Consider the following 26,567-nt stretch of genomic DNA (forward strand, 5'->3'; position numbering starts at 1 on the left):
ATTATGTCAGTAGATGCAAACGTAAGATACTCAGATAAGGATTTAGCAGAATTCAAAGCCATAATACAAGAGAAAATTGAAAAGGCCAAACATGATTTGGAGCTGATTAAGAGCGCTTATATGAATGATTTGAATAATGGTACAGATGATACGTCTCCAACATTTAAAGCCTTTGAAGAGGGAAGCGAAACCATGAGTAAGGAAGCCAACTCCCAATTGGCCATTCGTCAAGAGAAGTTTATTAGAGACTTAAAGAATGCCTTGATTCGAATTGAAAACAAGACCTATGGTATTTGTCGTGTTACTGGAAAACTAATAAGCAAAGAACGCTTGAAATTGGTACCTCATGCAACTTTAAGCATTGAAGCCAAAAACATGCAATAAAAAATATATTTAAAAGATCTAAAGCGCTTCAAATTTATATTGAAGCGCTTTTTATTTTATGAAGATTCATGTTAGCTGTTTTTTAATGTTTTTGGGAACTCTATTTGCGTTCTCTCAAAAGGTCACGCATAAATCCTTTGATGACGATTTGGTGGCATTTTTGCAAATAGATTGCGACCAGTGTTTTCGAATAAACTTGGAAACCACCAAACAAGATAGGATAGAAATTCAAATGGCTGTTGAGGGGGAATATAATGAACAGGTCATTTTGTTGACGGAATCGAATTTGGATAGCTTAAAGATTTCTACGGCATTCCAACCTATCTTTAAAGCTCCAGACGATAAATTGGCAGCTCATAAAGCTCTTTCTATTGTTTTACACGTTAAGGTTCCCAACGAAAAAGTTGTATCTGTAAGAAGTGATTTGGCCTCAATTATGGTAAGAGGGCAATATCATAAGCTAAGAGTAGAATTAAAGCAGGGGCATTTTGATGGCTGGTTGCACCACCCTAATATTACAGTGCATACCCTTCAAGGTGACATAAATTTAGTGACCGATCAAGGAAATGCCCACCTCATTTCCAAAAATGGAAGCGTCTCTAAAGAAACTTTAGGTCCGGGTTCTAATGATATTGAGTTGAGGACTATTAACGGAAACATTCGGTTGCGTAAAACTGAAGAATAATTTTCTATTTTTGCTATTCAAATACGCTGCATGTCCTTAAAAAAATCCCTTGTTTTTATCATTCTTATTTTATTGGTAGACCAGATTAGTAAAATATATATAAAGACCCATTTTGTCTTAGGGGAAGATGTAGCAATTTTCAAATGGTTTAAGATTTATTTTGTGGAAAATGATGGGATGGCGTGGGGGACCAAAATAAGTGATTTTATTCCTTTTATGTCCGATCGGGTAGCCAAGTTATCCTTAACCATTTTTAGAATTGTTGCCATTTTAGGTATAGGCTATTGGCTTTATGATGTTACCAGAAAAAGGACTTCTAAAATTATGATTTTGGCGGTGGCCTTAATATTTGCAGGGGCATTGGGTAATATTCTGGATTCCGTTTTTTATGGAATTTTGTTTAGTGATAGTTATGGCCAAGTAGCTACGTTTTTACCACAAGAGGGAGGCTATGAATCCATGTTTCATGGGAAGGTGGTTGATATGCTTTATTTTCCTATTTGGAAAGGTTATTTGCCAGAATGGATTCCTTATTATGGCGGTCAATTCTTTACATTTTTTGAGCCTGTTTTTAATGTAGCCGATGTAGCCATCAGCACAGGTTTTGGGATGCTAATTGTATTTAACCGACAGGCTTTTTCAAAGAATTAAATTCTTTAAAAAAAACTACTTTTTTATATGTAGTCCTTTCTGCTTCCATAGGGGAGGTGTGTGGTTTATTTTTAAGGACAAGACATCAAAACAGTTTCTGTTTTGATATTTAGGCAAAAGCAAGGGAAACTCTTGAGGCTTTCCAAAACTTGGTGATAATGTTTATATTTGACCCCAAAATAAACCATTCACATCTCTTTAGCCTAAATATTGCCCCATGATAAAACAAAACTACTTATTCTGGTTTTTAATGCTATTTATTTTATTTTCTTGTTCTTCTAATGACGAACAAGGAAGTTCTCAAAATCAAAATAGAGCTTTATGGGGTGTATGGGGTCATGTTGCACTTTCAATAGAGGGAGGGGATCCAATTACTTTATATTGCCCTTTGATACTTTCTGTAGGAGCGACAGATTTTCAAGAAATGCGATATTACAATGATGCCTGTGAGTCTTTAGATAGAACCATAGGTACTTACGTTTTTGAAAATTCTCTTATCACCTTTCAGGAAACAGACGGCCCATCCTATACCTATACAGTCATATCGCTAACAGACAATGAGATGATAACACAAAACATAGATCCTTATAGTGATGAAGTCATGGAGCATACTTGGGAAAAACTAGATGACATTTAAAACTAGGCTGAATTTCATCAAATAAAGTAAAAAATACGTAGAACTACGTACATTCAGGAGAATGTAAAATTGTTAGTTTTGTCATCCCAAAGATTTTTGATCTTACCTATGAATACCCACGCTAGCACCTAACATTGTTGGGTGCTAGGGGTAATCTAATTGTTACCTCCTTAATAATTGATTTAACTAAATTAATTTTTTTAAAAAGCATATACCTTATTCGGGGTAACGCAATAATCCAAATTGATATCATTCGCAAATCGTTCTGCAATATGGTCTTCAGGCTCAAAAAAGGACAGTCCTATTTTTATGGTGTCAGGTCCGCAATCTGCAAGAAATCGATCGTAAAACCCTTTGCCATAGCCTATTCTATGCCCTTGTTTGTCAAATGCCATTAAAGGAACGAAGACAACCTCTAAGTTGGAAGAAGGAATAGGAATTCCGTCAACAGGCTCTGGTATGTTATAGGAATTTTTTTTAAGAACTGTGGCATCTGTCAATAAGTAATGAGTCATGGTTCCTGTTTCAAAATCACTTTTGGAAAGGACGATGTTTTTGTCTTTTCCCGAGAGAATATGAATGATATCGTCAGTATGAACTTCTTTTTGTTCAACTATGGATAGGAAAATGTGATAAAAGCTGTGATTCCAAATATCCATGGTCAACAGTCTATTGGCTATTTGAAGGCTAAGGTTCAGGATATCATCTTCACTTAGGGTATTTCGTTTGGCCTTGTAGGCTTTCCTCAATTCCTGTTTGGTCATTTTAATTTGGTAGTAATATGAAACAAAGCATCTCCTTGGTAAACGATAGGGGATTCATTCACATTGATAATGTATCCCGAATTAAAGGCCTTGACGGGATGTATAAATTTTCCGTAAGGATCTGTTATGTGACCTAAAACATCCCCTTTGGATACCAAGCTATTGACAGTGATGATAGCCTTGAACATGCCAGAAAAATTGGCTCTTTGCCACCTGCTTGTCAAAATGAAAACGGGCTTCTTCCTTGGGCGTGTTACTTTGAATTTAGTTGACAGCATGTCCAAATGCTTTAGCGTACGCTTAATTCCCTCTACAGCTGTCGCTGATATTTGAGGGTCTATATGGTTAGATTTACCTCCCTCAAACAACAACATTGGGATGCCTAACTTGCTGGTCACATTTCGAAATGATTTCTTGATGTTTTTGGAGTATAGCACAAATGGCGCATTAAAAACCTGAGCCAAATGGTCTAATTCGGGGTCGTTTTTGACAATTCTGATTTGTGGTGCATTAAAGCGGCCTGCTCCCCCTGTATGGAAGTCCATAATGAAATCAACATCAGGGATGACTTCATTCACTAATTTATAAGCCACCCTGCTCGCTAATGAGCCCTTTTTAGTGCCAGGAAATACACGGTTCAAATCACGGCCATCGGGAAATTCCCTAGTTAGGTTAATAAACCCAAACACATTAATTACTGGTAAGCAAATAATAGTTCCTCGTTTGGGTTTGTTAATGCCTAAGGAAATAATTTGTCTTACAATTTCAACTCCATTAACTTCATCACCATGTAAACCGCCTGTAATCAAAACAACAGGTCCGGGTTTTTTAGAGCGTTCAATAATCACAGGGACATCCACACTGGAAGAGGTATGCAAATTGGCCACATCAAAGCGCAATTCACATCGTTCGCCTTCACGAATCTCCTTTCCTAAGACATGAATGGATTTTTTCTGTGAGTCGGTCATTATTTGTTTCTTTCTATGTAGGTAAGGATAGCTCTAGCAATGTTACGTCCCGTAGCCTTTTCTATGCCTTCTAAACCAGGAGTTGAATTGACTTCTAGTAAGAGAGGACCTCTAGCAGATTGTAGCATATCCACCCCACAAACAGGCAATTTCAATGCTCTTGCCGCTCCCATGGCTAATTTTAGTTCTGAATCACTTAGCTTTATCAAGGAAGCTGATCCGCCACGATGTAAATTGGAGCGAAATTCACCTTCTTTACTCTGTCTTTTCATAGCGCCTACTACTTGACCATCAACCACCAGCGCTCTTAAGTCAGCCCCTTTCGCTTCCTTAATGAATTCCTGAACGATAACCCTAGCTTGCAAACCATTAAAGGCTTCTAATACAGATTCGGCTGCATTTTTGGTTTCAGCCAAAACCACGCCCAATCCTTGGGTACCTTCCAGAAGCTTAATAATAACGGGTGTTCCGCCTACATGTTCAATGACTTCCTCAACATCTCGTGAATAGTTGGTGAAAACCGTTTTAGGCATACCAATCCCGGCTTTACTTAGGCGTTGTAGGCTTCTTAGTTTATCTCGAGAGCGAATGATAGCATCAGAAGTGGCTGTTGTAAAAACTCCCATCATTTCAAATTGCCTTACAACGGCGCAACCGTAGAAGGTAACCGATGTTCCAATTCTGGGGATGATGGCATCCACATAATCCAGATATCTGTTTTTGTAATAGATGGTGGGTTTTTCCTTTTCGATAATAATATCGCATTTCAAAGGGTCGATCACTTCTACTTCGTGACCTCTTTTAAAGCCTTCTTCAATTAGGCGTTCTGTTGAATACAGGTTGGTGTTTCTAGACAGAATGACAATGTTCATGGGCACATTGGTTTTGGGATAGGTTTTGTTGACTTACATCAACCAAAAATTTTTTGTTTAAAAATTGCCTTCCAAGCAAAACGGGAAACTTCATATCATCCCGCGTGCTTAAAGTTAAATTAATTGTATAGGTTTTACCAAATAATATGATACTGGATTTTACTTTAAATCGATTTTCCTTAAATCCATTACTGCTTTTTACATCCGTTTTAGAGTAGGAATCAAATATTACTTGTTTCCCACTAAAGTTGGGGTGGCCAGCACTGTAAAAGGTGCAGTAAAGCTTTTGGTCCTTTTCTTCAATTTGCGAACAATGGATAGCAGAAGTGTAAGCTCCTGTATCAATTTTTACATCCACTTGAAACAATCCTAGCTTAGGGAAGTCTGCTACGTCTGTCCTACCAATTATTTTCTTCTCCATCTCTTAGGGTTTTAAAAAGTGGCACAATGTAAGGAATATGATGCTTCAAAAAGCTTAAATTTACATTAAATTTCAATGCATTGATAGATATATCTGTAACTTTGGGAAAATGGCCGACACATCGCTCGAAATTCAATTGAAAACGCTTCCGGATTTACCGGGAGTTTACCAATATTTTGATAAGGACGGTAAGATTCTTTACGTGGGAAAGGCTAAAAACCTAAAGAAACGGGTTTCTTCCTATTTCAACAAACATCATGATTATGGCAAGACAAGAGTACTTGTCAAAAAGATTGCCAACATTAAGCATATTGTTGTTGACACGGAAACCGATGCGCTTTTGTTGGAAAACAATCTCATCAAAAAGTATCAGCCACGGTATAATGTCATGCTCAAGGATGACAAATCCTACCCATGGATTTGTGTTAAAAAAGAGCGATTTCCAAGAGTTTTTAGTACTAGAAGGGTCATCAGGGATGGTAGTGAGTATTTTGGTCCTTATACCAGTATGAAAACCGTTTCCACTTTGTTGGAGTTGATTCGAGGACTTTTTCTGTTACGCACGTGCAATTATGACCTTTCCCAAGATAAAATTGAGGCAGATAAATATAAAGTTTGCTTAGAGTATCATTTGGACAATTGCAAGGGACCTTGTGAAGGTTTGGAAACTGAAGTGGCTTATCATGAAAATATTAACTCGATAAAAGAAATTTTAAAGGGGAACTTTAAAGATTCTCTGAATCAGTTTAAGTCTCAGATGAAAGCCTATGCCGAGGAAATGCGTTTTGAGGAAGCGCAAAAAATAAAGGAAAAAATAGAAGTGCTAGAAAATTACCAATCTAAATCTACTATTGTAAATCCGAAAATTAGCAATGTAGATGTCTTTTCCATTGTGAGCGATGAGAGCTTTGGGTATGTAAATTTTTTGCAATTGTCTTATGGCTCCATCATTAGATCTCATACACTTGAAATCAAGAAAAAACTTGAGGAAACTGACCATGAGTTGTTGGAGTTAGCCATCACAGAACTAAGACAGCGGTTTCATTCCAAATCAAAAGAGATATATGTGCCATTTGATGTTGAAGTGGGAGGAGGAATAAAAATAACAGTCCCCAAGTTGGGTGATAAAAAACACCTTTTGGATTTATCTACCCGCAATGCTAAATACTATCGATTGGAACGATTAAAACAGGTGAAGATTACAGATCCAGATAGACACGCCAATCGCATTATGGCCCAAATGAAGGCTGACTTAAGATTAAAAAGAGAACCTAGGCATATTGAGTGTTTTGATAATAGTAACATTCAAGGAACGAATCCTGTGGCTGCATGTGTGGTATTCAAGGATGGTAAGCCTAGTAAAAAAGATTATAGACATTTCAATATAAAAACAGTTGAAGGACCCGATGATTTTGCTTCTATGGAAGAGGTTGTATATCGCCGTTACAAACGTTTGCTTGAAGAAGAGCAACCCTTACCACAATTGATCATAATTGATGGGGGCAAGGGACAATTGTCCTCGGCTTTAAAGAGCTTGGATGTTTTGGGTTTGAGAGGTAAGATTGCGATAATCGGAATTGCTAAACGTTTGGAAGAATTATTTTATCCAAATGACCCAATTCCCTTATATTTAGATAAGAAAAGTGAAACCTTAAAAGTCATCCAGCAACTTAGGAATGAAGCACATCGATTTGGGATTGAACACCATCGGAATAGACGAAGCAAAACAGCATTGAATACCGAGTTAGAAACCATTCCCGGTGTAGGAGAAAAAACCATAGTTGAGTTATTAAAAAAGTTTAAGTCGGTAAGAAGGATATCCCACGCGAAATTGGATGAGTTGGAAGCTGTAGTTGGGAAATCCAGAGCTGAAAAAATATATAAATACTATCATAATTAATGAAAAGCCCCATTGTTTTTCTGTTGCTTTTGTTATTCGTAACATCTTCTGCTTTTTCACAGGCTAGAACTGATGATGAGGTCAAGGTGGGACTCGTTTTAAGTGGTGGTGGAGCCAAGGGGTTGGCACATATAGGTGCTCTTAAGGTTATAGATAGCTTGGGGATTCGGATTGATTATGTAGCTGGAACTAGTATGGGAGCTATTGTTGGTGCCTTATATGCTTCTGGTTATTCAGGAAAAGCTCTAGACTCCATTTTTCGGGATGTCGATTTTGATAAAATTATAAATGATGAGTTACCTCGGGCATCTAAAACATTCTACGAGCGGGACAACTCAGAGAAATATGCCATTACCCTTCCCTTTGATAATTATAAAATCAACTTACCATCAGCTCTATCAAGAGGGCAAAATACGTTGAGTTTATTGTCACAGTTGACATTGCACACCTGTGATGTTGATCAATTTGATCAATTGGATATTCCTTTTTTCTGTGTGGCTACCAACGTAGAAACTGGGGAGCCGGTGATTTTAGATAAAGGCAGTTTACCACTATCTATTGCGGCAAGTGGCGCTTTCCCGTCATTATTTCAACCCGTCATTATTGATGATCAAGTTTTGATTGATGGAGGGGTGGTCAATAATTATCCCATTGATGAGCTGAAAGCCAAAGGTATGGATGTGATTATAGGGGTAGATGTACAAGACGGTTTGGCTGATAGAGACCAATTAAAATCAGCCTTGTCCATTCTTTTGCAAATCAATAATTATCGTACCATCAATGACATGAAGGGAAAGATTGGACGGACTGATATATATATCAAACCAGATATTGAAGACTTTACCGTCATGTCTTTTGACGATGGGAATGAAATTATAACACAAGGGGAAATTGCAGCCAAAAAACTGGCAGATACACTTAGTCATTTGGCTGGAAAGCAAACAAAAAAACCAAGAGAAAGATTAACGATAAAACCCATTGATAGTTTGCGAATCAACTCCATTATTGTTTCTGGTACTGAAAAATATACAAGTAGCTATGTCATTGGTAAATTAAAATTCAAGGCTCAGAGCGAAATTTCTTATGAAGATTTGGTGACAGGCGTTAATAATTTGGCAGCCACAAATAACTTCCAGAGTGTGATTAACCGCTTAAAGTCGTCCAAATATCAAAAAGGCTATGATTTGTATATTCATGTAAAAGAAAGTCAGCTTAAAACCTATCTCAGATTCGGGTTGCATTATGATGAATTGTACAAATCAGCGGCTTTGTTGAATGTTACCAGGAAATCGGTTTTGTTTAAGAATGATATTGCCACCTTGGATGTAGGCTTAGGAGATAATATTAGGTACAATTTTGAATACTTTATTGATAAAGGATTTTATTGGAGTATCGGATTAAAGTCTAGGTTTAATCAATTCCAAAAGAATGTTTCATCTCGGTTGATAGATCCTTATCAAGCAGTTCAGCCCTTCAATAGTATCAATAAGTTTGATGTAGAGTTACAGGATTTTACAAATCAGTTTTATTTTCAAACCTTGTTTCGCCGTGATTTTGCCCTCATTTTAGGAGCAGAACATAAACATTTAAAAATTCACTCAGAGACTGTGGCCTCTGGAGATGATGAAGGAGAGACCCTATTTGAGAATAGTAATTATTTGAGTGTATTTGGGAAGTTGAAATTGGATACTTTCGATAACAAATACTTCCCTAATCAAGGTTTTTATGTGGATGGGGATTTTCACCTGTATTTGTATTCATCTGATTTTAATGGTGATTTCACCGAATATTCCATCGCTAAGGGAACCTTTGGATATGCTAAGAATATCACTAAAAACTTTACCGGGAATATTTCATTTCAAGGAGGGTTTCGTATAGGTGAAAATGAAAATCCGTATCTCGATTTTGTACTTGGGGGTTATGGAAACGACTTTATCAATAATTTTGAAGCATTCTATGGCTATGATTTCATGAGTATTCCAGGTGATAGTTATATCAAAGGGCTAGTAACCTTGGATTATGAGATTTTCAAAAAGAACCACATCAATGTATCGGCCAACTTCGCCAATGTAGGCGATAACATTTTCACGAATGGAGAATGGGTAACTACTCCAAACTTTTCTGGCTATGCTCTAGGCTATTCCTTGGAAACCTTTATTGGCCCCATTGAGGCAAAAATGACTTACTCACCAGAACTTAAAGAGAGTATTTGGTTTTTCAATGTGGGATTTTGGTTCTAATTATTCATTATTTGTGATTTTTTTTGTCATATTTGCAAAATATGAAGCTTTTTTGGACCTATTTGTTACTTCATCTACATTTTCTTATCAAGAGAAATCCTGAATAAGGCTACATATTTTGTATCTTTAGAAGCCTAAAAATTTAGGTGAAATCATTAATTTTTTAATTTAAATTTTAAAGCATGCCTTTATATCATAAACTGGGAAAAATTCCTCCCAAAAGACATACACAATTCCGTAAGGAAGACGGTAGCCTGTATTATGAGCAACTCTTTGGTACGATTGGTTTTGATGGGATGTACTCCAATATGTATCATGAACAACGACCAACTCAGGTTAAGGAAATCAGAAATCAATACAATGTTTCTCCTAAAGTTGCCAAGGCCAACAACATGCAATCCTATCGTTTTAGGGGCTTTCAAGTGCCACCAGAAAATGATTATTTAGAAAGTAGAAAAACGGTTTTGACTAATAGTGATTGCAGTATTATTTTAGCAGCACCTAAAAAATCCACAGAGGATTATTTTTATAAAAACACTGATGCAGACGAATTAATTTTTGTCCACAAAGGCACAGGAAAGTTGAGAACCCATTTGGGGAATTTAGACTTTAAATATGGGGATTATCTATTAATCCCAAGGGGTATTATTTACAAAATTGATTTTGATACAGAAGATAACCGATTGTTTATAGTGGAGTCAAGAAGGCCTATCTATACCCCAAAAAGATATCGCAATTGGTTTGGGCAGTTATTAGAACATTCTCCTTTCTGTGAGAGAGATATTAGAAAGCCGGAAGAATTGGAAACTTACAATGAAAGTGGTGAGTTTTTAATCAAAGTGAAAAAGCAGGATGATATTTTTGACATGATTTATGCTTCTCATCCATTTGATGTTGTAGGTTACGATGGCTATAATTTTCCTTATGCTTTCTCGATTCATGATTTTGAACCGATAACTGGGCGCATTCACCAACCGCCACCAGTGCATCAAACCTTTGAGACTGATGCTTTTGTAGTTTGTAGTTTTGTGCCACGTTTGTATGACTATCATCCTGATAGCATACCAGCACCCTATAACCATAGCAATATAGATAGTGATGAGGTGTTGTATTATGTGGACGGCGACTTTATGAGTAGAAATGATATTGAAGCAGGTCATATTTCATTGCATCCTGCTGGTATTCCTCATGGACCACATCCTGGAGCTACAGAAAGAAGTATTGGGAAGGAGAAAACAGAAGAATTGGCCGTTATGGTAGACACCTTCAAACCTTTACAAGTTACCGAAGAAGCATTAAAAATAGCAGACGAAGATTATTTTAAATCTTGGTTGGAATAACCTTAATAAAAAGCAAAATGAGCAAAGAAATTAAATCAGTAGACTACGGTCTAGAAAAAATATTTGAGGGGGCAGAAGACTTCTTGCCTTTATTAGGAACCGATTATGTAGAATTCTATGTGGGAAATGCTAAACAAGCGGCTCACTTTTACAAAACGGCGTTTGGCTTTCAATCTTACGCTTATAAAGGATTAGAAACTGGTAGTAAGGAGACTGTCTCTTATGTATTGAAGCAAGACAAGATTAGATTGGTGCTAACAACGCCATTAAATTCAAAACATCCTATCAACGAGCATATCGTTAAGCATGGTGATGGTGTTAAAGTGGTGGCTCTTTGGGTGGAGGATGCTAAATCTGCCTGGGAGGAAACAACTTCACGTGGCGCAAAATCATACATGGCGCCACAGGTAGAAACGGATGAGTTTGGAGAAGTGGTGCGTGCAGGGATTTATACATATGGAGAGACCATCCATATGTTTGTGGAACGTAAAAACTATAATGGTCAATTTTTGCCCGGTTTTGTTAAATGGGAGTCCGATTACAATCCAGCTCCTGTAGGGTTAAAGTATATTGACCACATGGTAGGAAATGTAGGTTGGGGAGAAATGAATACGTGGGTGAAATGGTATGAAGATGTCATGGGATTCGTTAATTTCCTTTCGTTTGATGACAAACAAATCCATACGGAGTATTCTGCCTTAATGAGTAAGGTGATGAGTAATGGTAATGGACGAATCAAATTCCCAATCAATGAACCGGCCGAAGGTAAAAAGCGTTCACAAATTGAGGAATATTTAGATTTTTATGAGGGAGCAGGAGTTCAGCACATTGCTGTAGCAACTGATGATATCATCAGTACGGTTTCTGATTTAAGATCAAGAGGAGTTGAATTTTTATCTATTCCGCCAGAAGAGTATTACAGAGCAGTACCTGGAAGATTGGAAGAATTTAGCCATGAATTGCGTGAAGATATTGAAACCTTAAAAAGTTTAGGTATTATGATAGATGCCGATGAAGAAGGTTATTTGTTGCAAATTTTCACCAAGCCAGTTGAAGATAGACCAACCTTGTTTTTTGAAATCATTCAAAGAATGGGAGCTCGAGGTTTTGGAGCTGGAAACTTCAAAGCTCTTTTTGAATCCATTGAAAGAGAGCAAGAAAAGAGAGGAACTCTATAATGCAGAATATTAATTCTTTCTTAAATAACTCCTTCAATTATATTGAGGGAGTTGTTGTTTTATAACTTTGGAATGGTAATTGTCATTTAATTGCAACATAAATTTGAATGAATAAAAATTACATTTGTACCTAACAGTTATGAAGAATCTTATATCTATTGCCCTATTTTTACTAATAATGCCTAAATCCTGGGCACAAACTGAAAGCGCCTTTGATACAGGAGAATGGTTTCGTTTTGAAATGAGTTATAGTGGTTTTTTTAAAGCAGGAGAAGCCACATTAAAAGTGAATAATGGCTCCTACAATGGAAAACCAGTTTACCACGTGGTTGGAAAGGGATGGACGACCGGTGCTATCAAGTGGTTTTTCAAAGTAGAGGATTTGTATGAGAGTTATTTTGATAAAGAGCACATGCGTCCCTATAGATTTATCAGAAAGATTGATGAAGGGGGGCATACCAAGAACATTGAAATCACCTTTGATCATGAACAAAATAAAGCGCTTGTAAATAATATTAAGCATAGCCGTAAGGCAGAATTTGATACCAAGCCAAACATTCAAGATATGGTGTCTACCTTTTACTATTTAAGGAATAATTTGGATGTCGATGACCTGAATGTTGGGGATGAGGTGTTTGTTAATATGTTCTTTGATGAAGAGAATTATGGATTTAAAATAAGATATTTAGGGTCAGAAAATATAAAAACACCTTTTGGAAAGGTAAATGCACTAAAGTTTCGTCCATATGTTATGGCGGGGAGGGTGTTTAAGGAAGAGGAAAGCTTAACGCTGTGGGTGTCAAACGATCAAAACAGGATACCGTTACGTGTCAAAGCTGATTTGGCGGTTGGTTCTTTGCGTGCCGAATTGAATGCCTTCAGAGGATTGAAATACCCATTTAAAATAATTGTTGAAAACTAACTAATGGAAACTAAAAAAAATATAACCAGCCAATTAGAAGAGAAATATAAAAATTTGGGTCAGGATGTAGATGCCCATTTGGAAGGATTGCTTTATGGGAAACTCATTAATTATTGGGATTACATTCAGACAGATGCCCTTTTAAACTTGCAAGTGCAACGTACTGTTCTTCCAGATGAGATGGTTTTTATAATGTATCATCAAATCAATGAACTCCTATTTAAAATGATTTTATGGGAAATTGATCAAGTAGCCAAGGAACCAAATATTTCTGCCGAGTTATTTACCGAAAAACTGATGAGAATCAGTAGGTATTTTGATATGCTGACTTCGTCCTTTAATATCATGAAAGATGGGATGGAAGTGGAGCAGTACAATAAATTTAGACATACCTTAACCCCTGCTAGTGGTTTCCAAAGTGCCCAGTACCGTAAAATAGAATTTGCATCTACTGAATTGATTAATCTGATAGACCACAGGTTTAGGGAAACCATAGATAGAAATACCTCATTTGAATACGCTTTGGAGCATTTATATTGGCAAGCAGCAGGTAAGGACTACAAAACAGGCAAAAAAAGTTATACATTAACAGCTTTTGAAGAGAAATACAAAGATGAATTTATTAGATTTGCGGAATTCTATAATACACATAACCTCTGGACTAAGTTTAAAGAGCTTCCAGACAGTGTTAAAGAAGACAAGAGTTTAATCGATGCGATGCGTCATTATGACCAAACTGTTAATATCAAATGGGTCATGGCGCACTATAATACGGCCAACCATTATTTAAACATTGGTGGTAAAACAGCAGAAGCCACAGGTGGAAGCGAATGGGTCAAGTATATGCATCCCAAATATCAAAGAAGAATATTTTTTCCGGATTTATGGACCAAAGAAGAATTGAAGCACTGGGGAGAAAATGTCTAACTTTTTTAACTGCCGCCTTACTGGTTACTAGTTGCGGTAAAAAGAAAGAGTCTCTCCCTGTTGAGGAAACCGAAGAAATAGCCATTGTGGAACCCGAAGACACTTTTGAGTTTGGGTTCAATCTTAATGATTATATTGTTAAAAGGGATACTGTCCGTTCGGGAGACAGCTTTGGCGTTATTATGGAACGCAATAGATTAGGCTATCCTAAAATCTTTCAAATCGCTGAGGGAGCCAAATCCAGTTTCGATATCACCAAGCTGCAAATAGGGAAGCCCTATACTTTACTTTGCTCTAAAGACACCTTGCAGGAGCCAAAATGTTTTATTTATCAGCCTAATAAAGAAGAGTATGTGGTGGTGAATTTCCAAGATTCCATTCATGCCTACACAAATAGAAAGCCTGTCACCTATGTTGAAAAGGAAGTCGCCGGGGTTATAACTAGTAGCATTTCTGAAACCTTGGAAGATTTAGGAATCAGTCCTAGGCTGACTTTTAAATTGGCCGATGACATTTATGCTTGGACCATTGACTTTAGAAGACTACAAAAGGGAGATCGCTTCAAGGTTATTTACACGGATAAGTATATTGATGATTCCATTTATGCAGGAATTGCCGATGTAAAAGCTGCATTTTTTGAACACAATGGCGAACCTTTTTATGCCTTTGAGTATGAGACAGACAGTATTAAAGGGCTTTCTGATTACTTCAATGAAGAAGCAAATAATTTACGACGAGCCTTCCTAAAAGCTCCAGTAGAATATAAGAGAATTTCCTCACGTTATAACCTAAGACGTCGTATTGCTCTTTATGGCAATAAAATTCGTCCGCATAAAGGGACAGACTTTGCTGCCGATATAGGAACTCCTATTCGAGCCACTGCCAACGGTACGGTTATCAAATCGGCTTATACGAGAGGAAACGGAAATTACGTCAAAATCAAACATAACGCGACCTATAGCACCCAATACCTGCACATGAAAAAGCAAAATGTGAAAGTTGGGCAATTTGTGAAGCAGGGAGATGTGATTGGCTGGGTAGGAATGACAGGAAACACCTCTGGGCCGCATGTTTGCTATAGATTTTGGAAAAATGGGGTTCAGGTGGATCCCTTTAGACAAAAGCTTCCTGCAGCTGAACCTATTGCAGATAGCTTGAAAACTTCTTATTTGGCTTTTATACAGCCTTTGAAAGAGCAATTGGATCGCATTCCGTTCAAAGAAGTTCCCGCAGAGGAAGACGTTCTTTTTGAAAACTCAGATGAAAATTTAATCAGTCAGGCACATTAATAAATGGCATTACCTAAAATAAACCCAACCGAAACCAAAGCTTGGTCTAAGCTGTCAAGTCATTTTGAAACCGTAAAAGGATTACATCTTAAAGAGCTCTTTGCAGAAGACGCAGCGAGAGCCTCAAAAATGACAATTCAATGGGAGGATTTTTATGTTGATTATTCCAAAAATCGAATCACAGAGGAAACTTTTTCTTTGTTGATGGAATTAGCTGATGAGGTTAAACTCAAAGAGGCCATGAACGCCTATTTTTCGGGAGAGGAAATTAATGAGACTGAAAAACGCGCTGTTTTGCATACGGCCTTAAGAGCGAAACAAACCGATGAGGTTTTTGTTGATGGTAATAATGTCATGCCAGAGGTTTTCGCCGTTAAGGATCAAATAAAGAAATTTTCTGATGATGTAATTTCAGGAAATAGAAAAGGCCATTCAGGTAAAGCATTTACAGATGTGGTTAATATTGGTATTGGTGGTTCAGATTTAGGACCAGCAATGGTTGTAGAAGCCTTATCCTTTTATCAAAACCATTTAACAACCCATTTTGTGAGTAATGTTGATGGTGATCATGTGAATGAAGTAATTAAGCACCTGGATCCAGAAACGACTCTATTTGTAATTGTTTCTAAAACATTTACAACCCAAGAAACGATATCCAATGCAACAACCATAAGAAATTGGTTTTTGCTGACTCAACCAGAAGAAGCTGTAGCAGATCATTTTGTAGCTGTATCTACCAATATCGAAAAAGTTCAAGAGTTTGGTATTGCTGAGAGTAATATTTTCCCAATGTGGGATTGGGTAGGTGGACGTTTTTCACTTTGGAGTGCCGTGGGCCTATCTATCAGTCTATCTGTAGGTTTTGAACATTTCGATGCGTTGCTTTCTGGAGCAAATAAGATGGATGAACATTTTAAAACCACGCCTTTTGAAGATAACATTCCGGTTGTTCTTGGTCTTTTAACAGTATGGTATAATAATTTCTTTGGTTCTGAAAGTGAAGCAGTCATTCCTTATACTCAATATTTGAATCAATTTGCTACTTACCTACAGCAAGGTATTATGGAGAGTAACGGGAAATATATAGACAGAAATGGCCAAAAGGTGAATTATCAAACTGGGACTGTTATTTGGGGAGAACCTGGAACCAATGCGCAACATGCCTTTTTTCAATTAATTCATCAAGGGACTAAGTTAATTCCGGCTGATTTTATTGGATTTGTAAACGCCCTTCATGGTGACCAGGACCACCAGGAAAAACTTATTTCCAATTTTATTGCGCAAACAGAAGCCCTAATGAACGGTAAAACTTCTGAAGAGGTTTTACAGGAATTTAAGGCAAAAAATGAGAGTCTAGATGCTGTTAATGAGCTGTTTCCTTTCAAAGTTTTTGAAGGAAATAAGCCGACTACTACCTTATTTATTAACAAATTAACCCCAGAGAGCCTTGGAAAACTGATTGCTTTGTATGAACATCGCATCTTTGTACAAGGTGTTATTTGGAATATTTTTAGTTACGATCAATTTGGAGTTGAATTAGGTAAACAATTGGCTAACAATGTTTTAAAAGATTTAAAATCACAAGATGTTGGAGCTCATGACCCGTCAACTTCAGGTTTAATCAATCACTTCAAGAAAACCCTTAATTAATTGTTAATTAAACTGTTGACTTTTTTATAAATTTCATCAGTGTTTTGCCCAATTTATCTATAATTTAATCAGGCATTTAGTTAAATATTTAATATGCATGCATAATTAACTATTTCATAATGTTTGAACTATTTAGTTATGTAATTTTGCGAAAAAATTTAGAAACCAATTTCTCAATTAACATGAAGAACATTACTAGATTAATTTTTCTTGTAGGAGCCATTATGTTTTCAGCTTTTACATTTGCTCAAACAACAATTACGGGAACCATCATGGATGCCGAAATGAATGCTCCCCTACCAGGTGCAAACATTGTGGAGAAAGGGACCTCCAATGGAGTCTCATCAAATTTTGACGGAAATTTCACTTTGACTACCAGTGCAGCTTCAGGAGAGGTGGTTATTTCTTTTGTCGGTTATGGCAAGGTGACATTAAGTTTTAATGGAAATACAAATTTAGGTACTATTATCTTATCTCCTGATAACACCCTTGAAGAGGTTGTTATTGTAGGAACAGGAGTTATTGACTTGGTAAAAGACAGACAGACTCCAGTAGCTGTGTCTACTATTAAGGCCAAGGAAATTCAACAAAAAATCGGAACTCAAGACATTACTGCTACGTTGGTAAATACACCTTCAGTATATGTTGCAGGTCAATCTGGAGGTTATGGAGACTCCAGAATGAGTGTTCGTGGTTTTGACCAAACTAACACAGCATTCCTTATTAATGGACAGCCAATAAATGCCATGGAAGATGGAATCGTTTATTGGTCAAACTGGTCTGGTATGAGTGATGTTGCTAATGCCATTCAGATTCAAAGAGGTTTAGGGTCTTCAAAATTAGCTATTTCTTCTGTTGGGGGAACTGTCAACTTTGTAACTAAAGCTACTTCTAAAAACCAAGGAGGATTTGTTCAAGGAGTTGTTGCTAACAACGACTTTATGAAGTCAACCGTTTCCTATAACACAGGTAAAATGGAAAATGGTTTAGGAGTCAGTGCCTTAATGACCTACTGGAGAGGTGGCGGATACAATATGGGTACCCGTGGTGAAGGTCAAACCTATTTCTTTTCAATAGGTTATGAGCCAAACGAGAAGCATAATTTTAACTTTTTAATTACTGGAGCTCCTCAATGGCATGACCAAAACTTTTCTAAAGCCATAAGTGATTATTTAGATTATGGTAGAAAATACAACAATAACTACGGTTATTTGAACGGGGAGTACATGACTGAAAGAAGAAACTTTTATCATAAACCTGTTGCTAACTTAAACTGGGACTGGACTATTAGTGAAAAAACTAGTTTGTCAACAGTAGTTTATGCCTCTTGGGGCCGTGGAGGAGGAACTGGAAACTACGGTTCTCGAGTTAGAACAGAAGATGGTAAAGTAGATTTTGATGCCATTATGCAAAATAACAACTTAGCAAATGGTGAGGGTATGTTTGGTAATGGAACTTATTTAATACGTTCTTCAATGAACAACCATAGCTGGTATGGTATGGTTACCAACTTAAACCAAAAATTAAGTGAAACTTTGACCTTAAATGTTGGAGCTGACCTAAGAACTTATTATGGGACTCACTACAGACAGGTTGAAAATTTCTTAGGTTTAAACAGCTGGACAGAAAGTAGAAGCTTGTATGATGACACTCATAACAGGGTGACAGATCCAGTTTTCAACACAGTTACTGAGTCTTTTGCCGCAAACCCTTGGACTGCTACGTTTAATACAATGGGTGAAGATCAAAGAATTGATTATGATAATAGTGAGCGTATTTCTTATGGTGGATTATTTGGACAATTGGAATATGTGAACGATCAACTTTCAGCATTCTTCCAAGGTTCTATTTCAACTCAATCACATCAAAGATTTGATAGATACGATTACTTACCTGAATTTGAGGAATCTGAAAAGGTGAATAATACGGGTTATAATGTTAAAGCTGGAGCTAATTATAACCTAAATGATAATCACTCAATCTTTTTTAATGCAGGTTACTACAGTCGTCAACCTTACCATGAAAACATCTATTTGAACTTCACTAACCGTGTAAATCCATTTACTGAAAACGAAAAGATATTAGGTCTTGAAGTTGGTTATAAGTTAAGATCTCAATTTATTGATGCTAACATTAATGCATACCGCACCAATTGGAAAGATAGAGTTCAAACTGTATCTTATACAGATGATGCTGGAGATTTGTTTTATGACGTAAACAATGGTGTGGAGCAATTACACACTGGTGTTGAATTGGATTTTGTTGCTAAGCCACTTTCAAATTTAAATATTACTGGATTTGCTTCTTTCGGTAATTGGGAGTATGTAGGTGAAGTATTAGTGCAAACTTTTAACGACAACCAAGAATTACAAGGTCAAGAAGTTGAGGATATCGATGGAGGTAAAGTAGGTGATGCTGCCCAATTTACAGTTGGAGCTGGATTTGTTTATAGATTATGTGATAGCTTTTCAATTGACTCAGATTGGAGAATGTATAATGACTTATACAGCAATGTAGTAACTAAAGATAATTTGGAACTTCCATCCTATGATTTAGTTGATTTGGGTATGACTTATACAATGAATGTTGGAAAAAGTAATAATTCCATAGTATTCAGAGGAAATATCAATAACTTGTTTGATGAGGTTTATATTTCTGAGCTTTCTACAGCTAATGAAGCAGAAGCTGGTGATGAGACTTATAAAGGAATCAATGTTAGCAATAGAGGATATTTCGGTTTAGGTAGAACTTGGAATGTAAGCATGAGATTTAATTTCTAGTCTTTTATATAATAGGATAAAAAACCTCTTCATTTTGAAGAGGTTTTTTTATACATTTTAATTAGTATTTTTGTTTTCTCATCTTAAACAGTTAAACACATGTATGACATTGTACAAAATTTACATTCCTATTGGGCTTATTTGGTATTGACCGTATTAACGGTTGCCGTAGTAAACAGTATTATAAAGGCTCTAGGAGACAGAGAATATAAAGCTCTTGATTTTAGAATTTCATTGTTCACCTTAATCGTTTCCCATATTCAGTTATTGATTGGGTTAGTGCTTTATATTGTGTCACCACGCTTAAGTATGTTTAGCGAGCTAGGTATGGGAGGTGTTATGAAAAACGCATTGTTAAGATTATATTTGGTGGAGCATCCTTTGGTTAATATCATTGCTATTGTGCTGATAACTATGGGTTACTCAAAACATAAAAAGAAATTGGTTTCTAAGTCCAAATTCAACACGGTTGCCATCTTTTATTTATTCGCTTTGATTCTACTTTTATCCAGAATTCCTTGGGATGTTTGGATGGCTTAACAAATAAAAAAGTCGCCTTTAAGGCGACTTTTTTATTAACTGTAAGGATGATTTTTATTCCGATATTTCTTTAATCACATAGACATATACGGGGAAGTGATCACTAAAACCATCAGTGAATCCACCATCTGCAAAGCTCCTTAAAGGATATCCTTTATACCTTCCATACTTACCTACCAAGTAGTTCTTATTGTAAATACCTGCTTGATAAAATTTAAAGGTTGAAAAGTCTTTGTCTAATAAAGGCTTTGAGATTAAAATTTGATCAAACAAGCTCCAAGCGTCTCTGTAGGCTGTTGTACCTAGTCCTTTTCGATAAAAGCTCTCATAGGGGTTGTAAATGCCTTTAAACTCTACCTTATCTCGGTCTTTTTCGGCATTTAGCACTTTTTTGACACTTTCATTTGTTGGGTCGTCATTCAAGTCGCCCATCAGGAAAATTTTAGCATAGGGATCATCGGTTTGCAACGAATCAATAATCTTTTTACTCAATTTGGCAGCCGCAACACGTTTTGGTCGGCTTCTAGCTTCACCACCACTTCTAGAAGGCCAGTGATTAACTAGTACATGAATCATGTCACCTTCTAGAGTCCCACTGACCAATAGTTGGTCACGAGTATAAACACGCTTTCGGGAATTGTCATCATAGATTTTCAATTCGTGAGAGCTTGTATGTAAAGGAGTGAAAAACTTTTTTTGGTAAAGCATAGCTACATCAATTCCTCTAGCATCTGGAGAGTCATAGTGTATAATACCGTAATCTCTTCCTAAAAGAAGGGGGTCATTGATCAAGTCTTCAATAACTTGTCTGTTTTCAACTTCAGATATTCCAATAATTACCGGAGAGTTATGGGTGTCATCCAAACCGATATCTGATAGTACTCTAGCCATGTTGTGGACTTTCTTTTTGTATACCGTCTCAATATCACCTTTCATTTCCATGATTGGACTGGCTTCATCAAATTTTGAAGTGTCATTAATGGTGTCAAACAGGTTTTCAAGATTGTAGAATGCAATGGTATGAATTTTATAAGTCTTTTTTTCTTGAGCACTAAGTTGGCTTGTTCCAATGGCCAAAAAAAGGCAGTGAAATAGGATAATGTGTAATTTCATCTAATCAATAAGTTAACTTTAGGTTACCAAAATACAATTGTCGGGCCAAATGTAGATATTTATCATAAATAATGTAAATTTGGGCGCTTTAATTAATTATTACTTAACGCATAAGAAGTTATTAATCTTAAATTCTAACATGAAAAAACGCTTATTGATTTTTTTAGCGGGATTTTTTTCATTGGCCTTTACTTTTGCTCAAAGCACCTTGATAAAAGGTAGTGTAAAGGATGCAGCAACCAATGAACCTCTTCCCGAAGTTACCATTACCATTGAAGAAACAGGACAACAAACCCAAACTGATGCGAAAGGGGAGTTTGTTTTTTCACAAAATGTCCCATTAGGTGAGCAAATGCTTAGGCTCACAAAAAACGGGTATGCTCCCAAAAGGTACCCTATTGTAGTAAATGAAGGAAGTATCGTAGATATTTCTGATATGATTTTAGATATCGACGTCACAGATACGGTCGATTTATTTACCATTACTTTATCTGATGACGAACTAAACAATGATACCAGCGGTGCCGATAACATATCAGGTTTATTGCAATCATCCCAAGATGTGTATCAGCGAACGGCAGCCTTTGAATTCAGCTCTTCGTTTTTTAGGGTTCGAGGTATGGATTCTGAGAACGGTAGTGTTTTGATCAATGGGATTGAAATGAATAAATTATATGATGGCAGACCCCAATGGAGTAATTGGGGAGGTTTAAATGATGTGCTTAGGAATCAGGAATTAACCACTGGTCTTCAGCCTTCAGATTATAATTTTGGTGGATTTATAGGTACAAATAACCTTAATGTTAGAGCCTCGAGATATCGTCAAGGTGGTCGTGTAACCTACTCTTCATCAAACCGCAGTTATACGAATAGGGTAATCGGTAGTTATGCTACTGGAGAACTAAATGGAGGTTGGTCTATGGTGTTTGCCGTAGGTAGACGTTGGGGTAATGAAGGCTTCCAAGACGCCACCCTTTATGATGCTAATTCTTTCTTTACCTCTATAGAAAAGAAACTAGGAGATAAGCATTCTATAAATTTTACGTCTATGTACGCCCCAAACAGAAGGGGGAAATCATCTCCAAACACACAGGAGGTATATGATTTAAGAGGAATTAAATACAATGAATACTGGGGTTGGCAAGATGGAGATAAGAGAAACTCTCGTATCAAGACGATTGAAGAGCCCATCTTTATGTTGAACCATTATTGGGATATCACTGAGAAAACCAAATTAAATACGAACATAGGTTACCAATTTGGAAAAATTGGTAATAGCCGTTTAGACTGGAATGGTTCAAGACTGAATGATGCTGGAGTAGCTGTAGGAGGTGGTTCTAACCCAAGTCCGGCTTATTACCAAAAGCTTCCTAGTTTCTGGTTAGGATTGGATGATGGTCCTAATTATGAAAATGCCTATTTGTATGGACAGGATTTTATAAATGACGGTCAGATAAATTGGACGGATATGTACCAACATAATTTAGAAAATGTGGGTGGCCATTCTACGTATATTCTTTACGAAGACAGAACGGATGATTCTCAATTTACAGCAAATACTATTTTAAGTTCAGAAATTAACCAAAACATCCTTTTAAATGGAGGGTTGACTTATAAAAAATTGAAATCAGAAAATTTTGCTGAAGTTCTTGATCTATTAGGAGGTAATAGCTATCTGGATGTAGATACGTTTGAATCTGATCCAGACAGACAGCAAAGTGACATGAACAATCCATTTCGTACTGTAGGTGTTGGAGATAAATTTAGATATAATTATAATCTCCATGCTGATATTATTTCTGCATATGCTCAAGCCAAATTTAAATATAACAGAGTTGATTTTTATGTGGCAGGAAATGTTGGTAAAACCAATTATTACAGAGAAGGTTTGTATAGAAATGGTTCCAATGCAGAAAACTCTTTCGGAAAAAGTGAAGAACTCGATTTTACTGGTTTAGGAGCTAAAGCAGGATTCACCTTTAAAATTTCAGGTAAGCATTTGATAAATGCTAATGCGGGATATCAAGCTAAAGCGCCTAATTTGAGAAACACTTTTTCAAATTCTAGGGTGAACAATAATATTATCCCAAATATAACAGAAGAGAAAATTACAGCCTTTGATGCAAGCTATGTCTATAGATCACCTATAATAAATGCAAAGCTTACAGGTTACTACAACAAAATAGAAGATGCCAATGAGGTCTCTTTTTATTATGCTGATGGGGTCATCGGATTTGATGATGTAGCAGAGTTTGTTAGCGAAACTTTACAAGGTGTAGATAAAAGATATTTGGGTGCAGAATTAGGGATTGAGGCACAAGTTTTACCAACCTTGAAATTGAAAGGGGTCGCCGCTTTAGGTAATTTTACCTATGACAATAATCCCAATCTTATTTTGTCTTCCAATGATAGGGATGTAGTTGTAGGACAATCAAATCTTAAAGATTACAAATTGGCAAGTGGTCCTCAAACGGCAGCCTCATTAGGATTTGAATATCGCGACCCAGATTACTGGTGGTTTGGAGCTACCGTAAATTATTTTACCAATACCTATGTAGATGTTGCTCCTTTAACAAGAACCAGAAACTTTTATTTAAATCCAGTTGATGAAATTCCTTTTGATGATTATGACCAAGAAGTGGCTAGAGAATTGTTAAGACAAGAGGAATTTGAAGACTATTTTACCGTAAATTTAATAGGAGGGAAATCTTGGAAGATAGATGACTATTACATTGGTTTCTTTGCTAGTGTTAACAACCTTTTGGACGAAGTCTACAAGACTGGAGGGTTTGAACAAGGCAGAAACGCAAACTATAGAGAACTATTGGCAGATGAAAGTAGGGATACACCTATTTTTGGTTCCAAATATTGGTATGGTAGGGGAGCTACCTACTTTGTAAACGTATACTTTAGATTCTAAAAAAAAATGATTATGAAAAATATAACTTCAAGCTTTATGAAAACAACCAAATTATTTAGTTTGATGTCTATCATGGCTCTAACTGTGTTGACATCTTGCGTAAATGACGATGATTATAGCATCCCCAACGTTGGAGATGCTCAAGAGCCTAATATTTCTGCAACCACAACGATTTCTATTGTGAAAAGTATGTACGATTCCAGTACTGATGCTATTGTAGATTTTGATGAACAAGGAACCGATTTAGTTTTAGAAGGGTATGTTATTTCTAATGACGAGGCTGGTAACTTCTATAAAACTTTGATTATTCAGGATGAACCTGAAAATCCAGTAGCAGGTATTCAAATTGATATCGATGATCCTACGTTATATGATTTATACAAGCCTGGGCGTAAGGTTTATGTGAAATTAAACGGATTAGGTATGGAGAATCAAAATGGGGTCCTTCATATAGGGACCATTAACGGGACAAGCGTAGAAAGAATTCCTGCCGTTACTTATACTGATTATATCATTCGCTCTACAGAAGTTGCAGAAATCGTTCCTAAAGTAATCACTCCAGGTGCTTATACCGACGCCAATTTAAATCTATTGGTACAAATTGACGATATGCAATTAAGAAGCGAGGAGGTAGGTTTACCATATGCTAATGCTGATGACACTTACACGGTAAATAGATATTTAAAGAATTGTGGAGATGATTCTCAAATCATTATTAGAAACAGTGGATTTGCTGCTTTCAAAAGTCAGTTGTTCCCAACAGGAAGAGGAACCGTAACGGCTGTTTTCAGTAAATATAATAGCGATTATCAGTTGTTCATTAGAGATACTGATGATGTAGCCTTTGATGGTGAGCGCTGCGATCCTTTGTTTGAAGAGTTTTTTGAAACAGGATTCACAACTTGGACAGCTTATAATGTCATTGGGTCTCAAGTTTGGATTCCAAATTCTTATGGGAACCCAGGTTATTGTGCTGCTATGTCAGGTTTTAGTGGTGGTAATCATGAAAATGAAGATTGGTTAATCTCTCCTGCTATTGATTTGACTGGAGTAACCGAGGCTATTCTTAATTTTCAAACTGCTAAAAACTACAATGGAAATTTATTAGAGGTTTATATGGCAACCAATTACTCTGGAGGAGATCCTAATACAGATGGTGATTGGACGCCTCTATCTGCTACCTTATCAGCAGGAAGTTGGAGCTGGACTGATTCTGGTGACATTGATGTTTCTGCTGCGGCTGGAGGTAATTTATATATTGCTTTTAAATACACATCAACAACTTCAGCTTCTTCTACTTGGGAAGTTGATAACGTAAAAGTTTTTGTTCCATAAGGAATGATTCTTAAAAGAATAAAAAAAGTCCGATTAAACAATCGGGCTTTTTTTATTTATGAAGTATAAGATAAACCGGAAAATGATCACTATAGCCCCCTTTGTATTTGGTGCCTACATAGGTTCGAAAAGGTTCTCCTTTAAAAGGTCCTCTAAATAATTTTAGGAAGTCTTCATCAAAAATATCAGCCTTTAAGTAGGTCAACGTTCCTGGTATTCTTTCAAAGAAAGACGTACTCAAAATAATTTGATCAAATAAATCCCAAACAAAGTCATGTCGTGTGGTGCCGCGACTCTTACTATAAACTTGTTCCATAGGATTGAACAAATCCTGATTGTTTACTAAATTTTTGATGCTTTCTGTATCGGGGTTATCATTGAAATCTCCCAAAATGATAAATTTGGCTTCAGGTTCTTCATACAAAATCGTCTCCATTATTTCCATTACCTTATTGGAAGCTGCCATTCTTTTGATATTGGATTCTTCAAGACCTTCACGTCGGGATGGCCAATGATTCACAATAACATGTACTTTTTCACCATCAAATAGACCCGATACATGTAGGATATCTCGAGTATAATCTTTTTCCCCATCTACATTGAATATGTCAAGTGCATGTCTGGAGGCTTTTAGTTTATGGAATACCTTTTTATTATACAATAAGGCCACGTCAATGCCACGTTCATCTGGAGAATCAAAATGAACAAAATCATAATGAATGTGAGCCAAGTGTTGGGAGCTAATTAAATCTCTTAACACTAATTCATTCTCCACTTCAGATAAACCTACCAACGCAGGAGGGAATCCAGTTTCGTTCTCACCTATCTGGGAAATAGCAAATCCTAATTTTCTAAGCTTGTTCAGATACCTTTTAAACGTCCATTTTTTAACCGAATCAGGAAGAAATTCATTGTCTTGGGTCAGTTCATCATCATAGGTGTCAAAAAGGTTTTCAAGGTTATAAAAGGCAACGGTATATTGTTTTTTATTGTGAAATGAAGGCATGTCCCTTTGATTGCAAAATGGTTGTACTTATAAAGATACAGATAT

At 36.5% G+C, this 26,567-nt stretch carries 22 protein-coding genes; 16 read left to right on the forward strand and 6 right to left on the reverse strand.

Features of this window, described 5'->3' with window-relative positions:
* Window positions 1-3: 3 nt before the first annotated feature.
* The 4 genes from GZ212_RS02895 to GZ212_RS02910 all read left to right on the forward strand — a co-directional run bounded on the left by GZ212_RS02895 (window position 4) and on the right by GZ212_RS02910 (window position 2,357).
* Window positions 4-384 (forward strand): TraR/DksA C4-type zinc finger protein, encoded by a 381-nt coding sequence (locus GZ212_RS02895; protein ID WP_053970983.1) that lies wholly within the window; start codon window positions 4-6, stop codon window positions 382-384.
* 58 nt (window positions 385-442) lie between these two features.
* Complete coding sequence (locus GZ212_RS02900) at window positions 443-1,069, forward strand: hypothetical protein (protein WP_166957102.1); 627 nt, start codon at window positions 443-445, stop codon at window positions 1,067-1,069.
* Between the two features lie 30 nt (window positions 1,070-1,099).
* Window positions 1,100-1,720: a lipoprotein signal peptidase gene (locus GZ212_RS02905; RefSeq protein WP_166957104.1), complete on the forward strand. Its 621-nt coding sequence runs from the start codon at window positions 1,100-1,102 to the stop codon at window positions 1,718-1,720.
* 217 nt (window positions 1,721-1,937) lie between these two features.
* Entirely contained in the window at window positions 1,938-2,357 is a 420-nt protein-coding gene (locus GZ212_RS02910) for a lipocalin family protein (RefSeq protein WP_166957106.1), read from the forward strand.
* A 200-nt stretch (window positions 2,358-2,557) separates the two neighbouring features.
* On the opposite strand, the gene GZ212_RS02915 is transcribed toward GZ212_RS02910, so the two are convergent.
* From GZ212_RS02915 to GZ212_RS02930, 4 genes are read right to left on the reverse strand one after another with little or no spacing between them, the layout of a single operon-like run.
* Window positions 2,558-3,121, reverse strand: a complete 564-nt coding sequence (locus GZ212_RS02915; RefSeq protein WP_166957108.1) for a 5-formyltetrahydrofolate cyclo-ligase — start codon at window positions 3,119-3,121, stop codon at window positions 2,558-2,560.
* Window positions 3,118-4,089: a succinylglutamate desuccinylase/aspartoacylase family protein gene (locus tag GZ212_RS02920; protein WP_166957110.1), complete on the reverse strand. Its 972-nt coding sequence runs from the start codon at window positions 4,087-4,089 to the stop codon at window positions 3,118-3,120. The genes GZ212_RS02915 and GZ212_RS02920 overlap by 4 nt, the downstream gene beginning before the upstream one ends.
* Complete coding sequence (gene rimK, locus GZ212_RS02925) at window positions 4,089-4,961, reverse strand: 30S ribosomal protein S6--L-glutamate ligase (RefSeq protein ID WP_053970989.1); 873 nt, start codon at window positions 4,959-4,961, stop codon at window positions 4,089-4,091. Before rimK ends, GZ212_RS02920 begins: the two co-directional genes overlap by 1 nt.
* Complete coding sequence (locus GZ212_RS02930; RefSeq protein WP_053970990.1) at window positions 4,939-5,382, reverse strand: RimK/LysX family protein; 444 nt, start codon at window positions 5,380-5,382, stop codon at window positions 4,939-4,941. Before GZ212_RS02930 ends, rimK begins: the two co-directional genes overlap by 23 nt.
* 109 nt (window positions 5,383-5,491) lie before the next feature.
* Between GZ212_RS02930 and uvrC the strand changes: the two genes are divergently transcribed.
* The 10 genes from uvrC to GZ212_RS02980 all read left to right on the forward strand — a co-directional run bounded on the left by uvrC (window position 5,492) and on the right by GZ212_RS02980 (window position 20,148).
* Window positions 5,492-7,282 (forward strand): excinuclease ABC subunit UvrC, encoded by a 1,791-nt coding sequence (gene uvrC, locus GZ212_RS02935; RefSeq protein ID WP_166957112.1) that lies wholly within the window; start codon window positions 5,492-5,494, stop codon window positions 7,280-7,282.
* Window positions 7,282-9,522, forward strand: coding sequence for a patatin-like phospholipase family protein (locus tag GZ212_RS02940; protein ID WP_166957114.1), 2,241 nt, complete (start codon window positions 7,282-7,284; stop codon window positions 9,520-9,522). The genes uvrC and GZ212_RS02940 overlap by 1 nt, the downstream gene beginning before the upstream one ends.
* A 182-nt stretch (window positions 9,523-9,704) precedes the next feature.
* Window positions 9,705-10,862 carry a homogentisate 1,2-dioxygenase gene (locus tag GZ212_RS02945; RefSeq protein ID WP_166957116.1) on the forward strand — a complete coding sequence of 386 codons (1,158 nt, stop codon included), beginning with the start codon at window positions 9,705-9,707 and terminating at the stop codon, window positions 10,860-10,862.
* Between the two features lie 17 nt (window positions 10,863-10,879).
* Window positions 10,880-12,040, forward strand: a complete 1,161-nt coding sequence (gene hppD / locus GZ212_RS02950) for a 4-hydroxyphenylpyruvate dioxygenase (protein ID WP_166957118.1) — start codon at window positions 10,880-10,882, stop codon at window positions 12,038-12,040.
* 139 nt (window positions 12,041-12,179) lie between these two features.
* Window positions 12,180-12,962, forward strand: coding sequence for a DUF3108 domain-containing protein (locus GZ212_RS02955; protein WP_166957120.1), 783 nt, complete (start codon window positions 12,180-12,182; stop codon window positions 12,960-12,962).
* Window positions 12,963-12,965: 3 nt separating this feature from the next.
* Complete coding sequence (locus GZ212_RS02960; protein ID WP_166957122.1) at window positions 12,966-13,889, forward strand: tryptophan 2,3-dioxygenase family protein; 924 nt, start codon at window positions 12,966-12,968, stop codon at window positions 13,887-13,889.
* Window positions 13,847-15,178: a peptidoglycan DD-metalloendopeptidase family protein gene (locus tag GZ212_RS02965; RefSeq protein ID WP_166957124.1), complete on the forward strand. Its 1,332-nt coding sequence runs from the start codon at window positions 13,847-13,849 to the stop codon at window positions 15,176-15,178. The genes GZ212_RS02960 and GZ212_RS02965 overlap by 43 nt, the downstream gene beginning before the upstream one ends.
* A gap of 3 nt (window positions 15,179-15,181) precedes the next feature.
* Window positions 15,182-16,828, forward strand: coding sequence for a glucose-6-phosphate isomerase (pgi, locus tag GZ212_RS02970; RefSeq protein WP_166957126.1), 1,647 nt, complete (start codon window positions 15,182-15,184; stop codon window positions 16,826-16,828).
* 182 nt (window positions 16,829-17,010) lie between these two features.
* Window positions 17,011-19,608, forward strand: coding sequence for a TonB-dependent receptor domain-containing protein (locus GZ212_RS02975; protein WP_166957128.1), 2,598 nt, complete (start codon window positions 17,011-17,013; stop codon window positions 19,606-19,608).
* A 99-nt stretch (window positions 19,609-19,707) separates the two neighbouring features.
* Complete coding sequence (locus tag GZ212_RS02980) at window positions 19,708-20,148, forward strand: hypothetical protein (RefSeq protein WP_166957130.1); 441 nt, start codon at window positions 19,708-19,710, stop codon at window positions 20,146-20,148.
* A gap of 54 nt (window positions 20,149-20,202) precedes the next feature.
* Here the strand turns inward: GZ212_RS02980 and GZ212_RS02985 are convergent, their stop codons facing one another.
* On the reverse strand, window positions 20,203-21,261 hold the full coding sequence (locus tag GZ212_RS02985; protein WP_166957132.1) for an endonuclease/exonuclease/phosphatase family protein: 1,059 nt from the start codon (window positions 21,259-21,261) through the stop codon (window positions 20,203-20,205).
* Between the two features lie 139 nt (window positions 21,262-21,400).
* On the opposite strand from GZ212_RS02985, the gene GZ212_RS02990 reads away from it, so the two are divergent.
* Window positions 21,401-24,181 (forward strand): TonB-dependent receptor, encoded by a 2,781-nt coding sequence (locus GZ212_RS02990; protein WP_166957134.1) that lies wholly within the window; start codon window positions 21,401-21,403, stop codon window positions 24,179-24,181.
* Window positions 24,182-24,193: 12 nt separating this feature from the next.
* Entirely contained in the window at window positions 24,194-25,516 is a 1,323-nt protein-coding gene (locus tag GZ212_RS02995) for a DUF5689 domain-containing protein (protein ID WP_166957136.1), read from the forward strand.
* 52 nt (window positions 25,517-25,568) lie between these two features.
* Here the strand turns inward: GZ212_RS02995 and GZ212_RS03000 are convergent, their stop codons facing one another.
* Entirely contained in the window at window positions 25,569-26,522 is a 954-nt protein-coding gene (locus tag GZ212_RS03000; RefSeq protein ID WP_166957138.1) for an endonuclease, read from the reverse strand.
* Window positions 26,523-26,567: the final 45 nt, after the last annotated feature.

It is taken from the genome of Mangrovimonas sp. CR14 (genome assembly GCF_011764015.1).
Taxonomy (GTDB): domain Bacteria; phylum Bacteroidota; class Bacteroidia; order Flavobacteriales; family Flavobacteriaceae; genus Mangrovimonas; species Mangrovimonas futianensis.

Coding starts and splice junctions, on each gene's coding strand:
- GZ212_RS02895 (WP_053970983.1), top strand. CDS start 4: ATGTCAGTAGATGCAAACGTAAGATACTCAGATAAGGATTTAGCAGAA.
- GZ212_RS02900 (WP_166957102.1), top strand. CDS start 443: ATGAAGATTCATGTTAGCTGTTTTTTAATGTTTTTGGGAACTCTATTT.
- GZ212_RS02905 (WP_166957104.1), top strand. CDS start 1,100: ATGTCCTTAAAAAAATCCCTTGTTTTTATCATTCTTATTTTATTGGTA.
- GZ212_RS02910 (WP_166957106.1), top strand. CDS start 1,938: ATGATAAAACAAAACTACTTATTCTGGTTTTTAATGCTATTTATTTTA.
- GZ212_RS02915 (WP_166957108.1), bottom strand. CDS start 3,121: ATGACCAAACAGGAATTGAGGAAAGCCTACAAGGCCAAACGAAATACC.
- GZ212_RS02920 (WP_166957110.1), bottom strand. CDS start 4,089: ATGACCGACTCACAGAAAAAATCCATTCATGTCTTAGGAAAGGAGATT.
- rimK (WP_053970989.1), bottom strand. CDS start 4,961: ATGAACATTGTCATTCTGTCTAGAAACACCAACCTGTATTCAACAGAA.
- GZ212_RS02930 (WP_053970990.1), bottom strand. CDS start 5,382: ATGGAGAAGAAAATAATTGGTAGGACAGACGTAGCAGACTTCCCTAAG.
- uvrC (WP_166957112.1), top strand. CDS start 5,492: ATGGCCGACACATCGCTCGAAATTCAATTGAAAACGCTTCCGGATTTA.
- GZ212_RS02940 (WP_166957114.1), top strand. CDS start 7,282: ATGAAAAGCCCCATTGTTTTTCTGTTGCTTTTGTTATTCGTAACATCT.
- GZ212_RS02945 (WP_166957116.1), top strand. CDS start 9,705: ATGCCTTTATATCATAAACTGGGAAAAATTCCTCCCAAAAGACATACA.
- hppD (WP_166957118.1), top strand. CDS start 10,880: ATGAGCAAAGAAATTAAATCAGTAGACTACGGTCTAGAAAAAATATTT.
- GZ212_RS02955 (WP_166957120.1), top strand. CDS start 12,180: ATGAAGAATCTTATATCTATTGCCCTATTTTTACTAATAATGCCTAAA.
- GZ212_RS02960 (WP_166957122.1), top strand. CDS start 12,966: ATGGAAACTAAAAAAAATATAACCAGCCAATTAGAAGAGAAATATAAA.
- GZ212_RS02965 (WP_166957124.1), top strand. CDS start 13,847: ATGGACCAAAGAAGAATTGAAGCACTGGGGAGAAAATGTCTAACTTTT.
- pgi (WP_166957126.1), top strand. CDS start 15,182: ATGGCATTACCTAAAATAAACCCAACCGAAACCAAAGCTTGGTCTAAG.
- GZ212_RS02975 (WP_166957128.1), top strand. CDS start 17,011: ATGAAGAACATTACTAGATTAATTTTTCTTGTAGGAGCCATTATGTTT.
- GZ212_RS02980 (WP_166957130.1), top strand. CDS start 19,708: ATGTATGACATTGTACAAAATTTACATTCCTATTGGGCTTATTTGGTA.
- GZ212_RS02985 (WP_166957132.1), bottom strand. CDS start 21,261: ATGAAATTACACATTATCCTATTTCACTGCCTTTTTTTGGCCATTGGA.
- GZ212_RS02990 (WP_166957134.1), top strand. CDS start 21,401: ATGAAAAAACGCTTATTGATTTTTTTAGCGGGATTTTTTTCATTGGCC.
- GZ212_RS02995 (WP_166957136.1), top strand. CDS start 24,194: ATGAAAAATATAACTTCAAGCTTTATGAAAACAACCAAATTATTTAGT.
- GZ212_RS03000 (WP_166957138.1), bottom strand. CDS start 26,522: ATGCCTTCATTTCACAATAAAAAACAATATACCGTTGCCTTTTATAAC.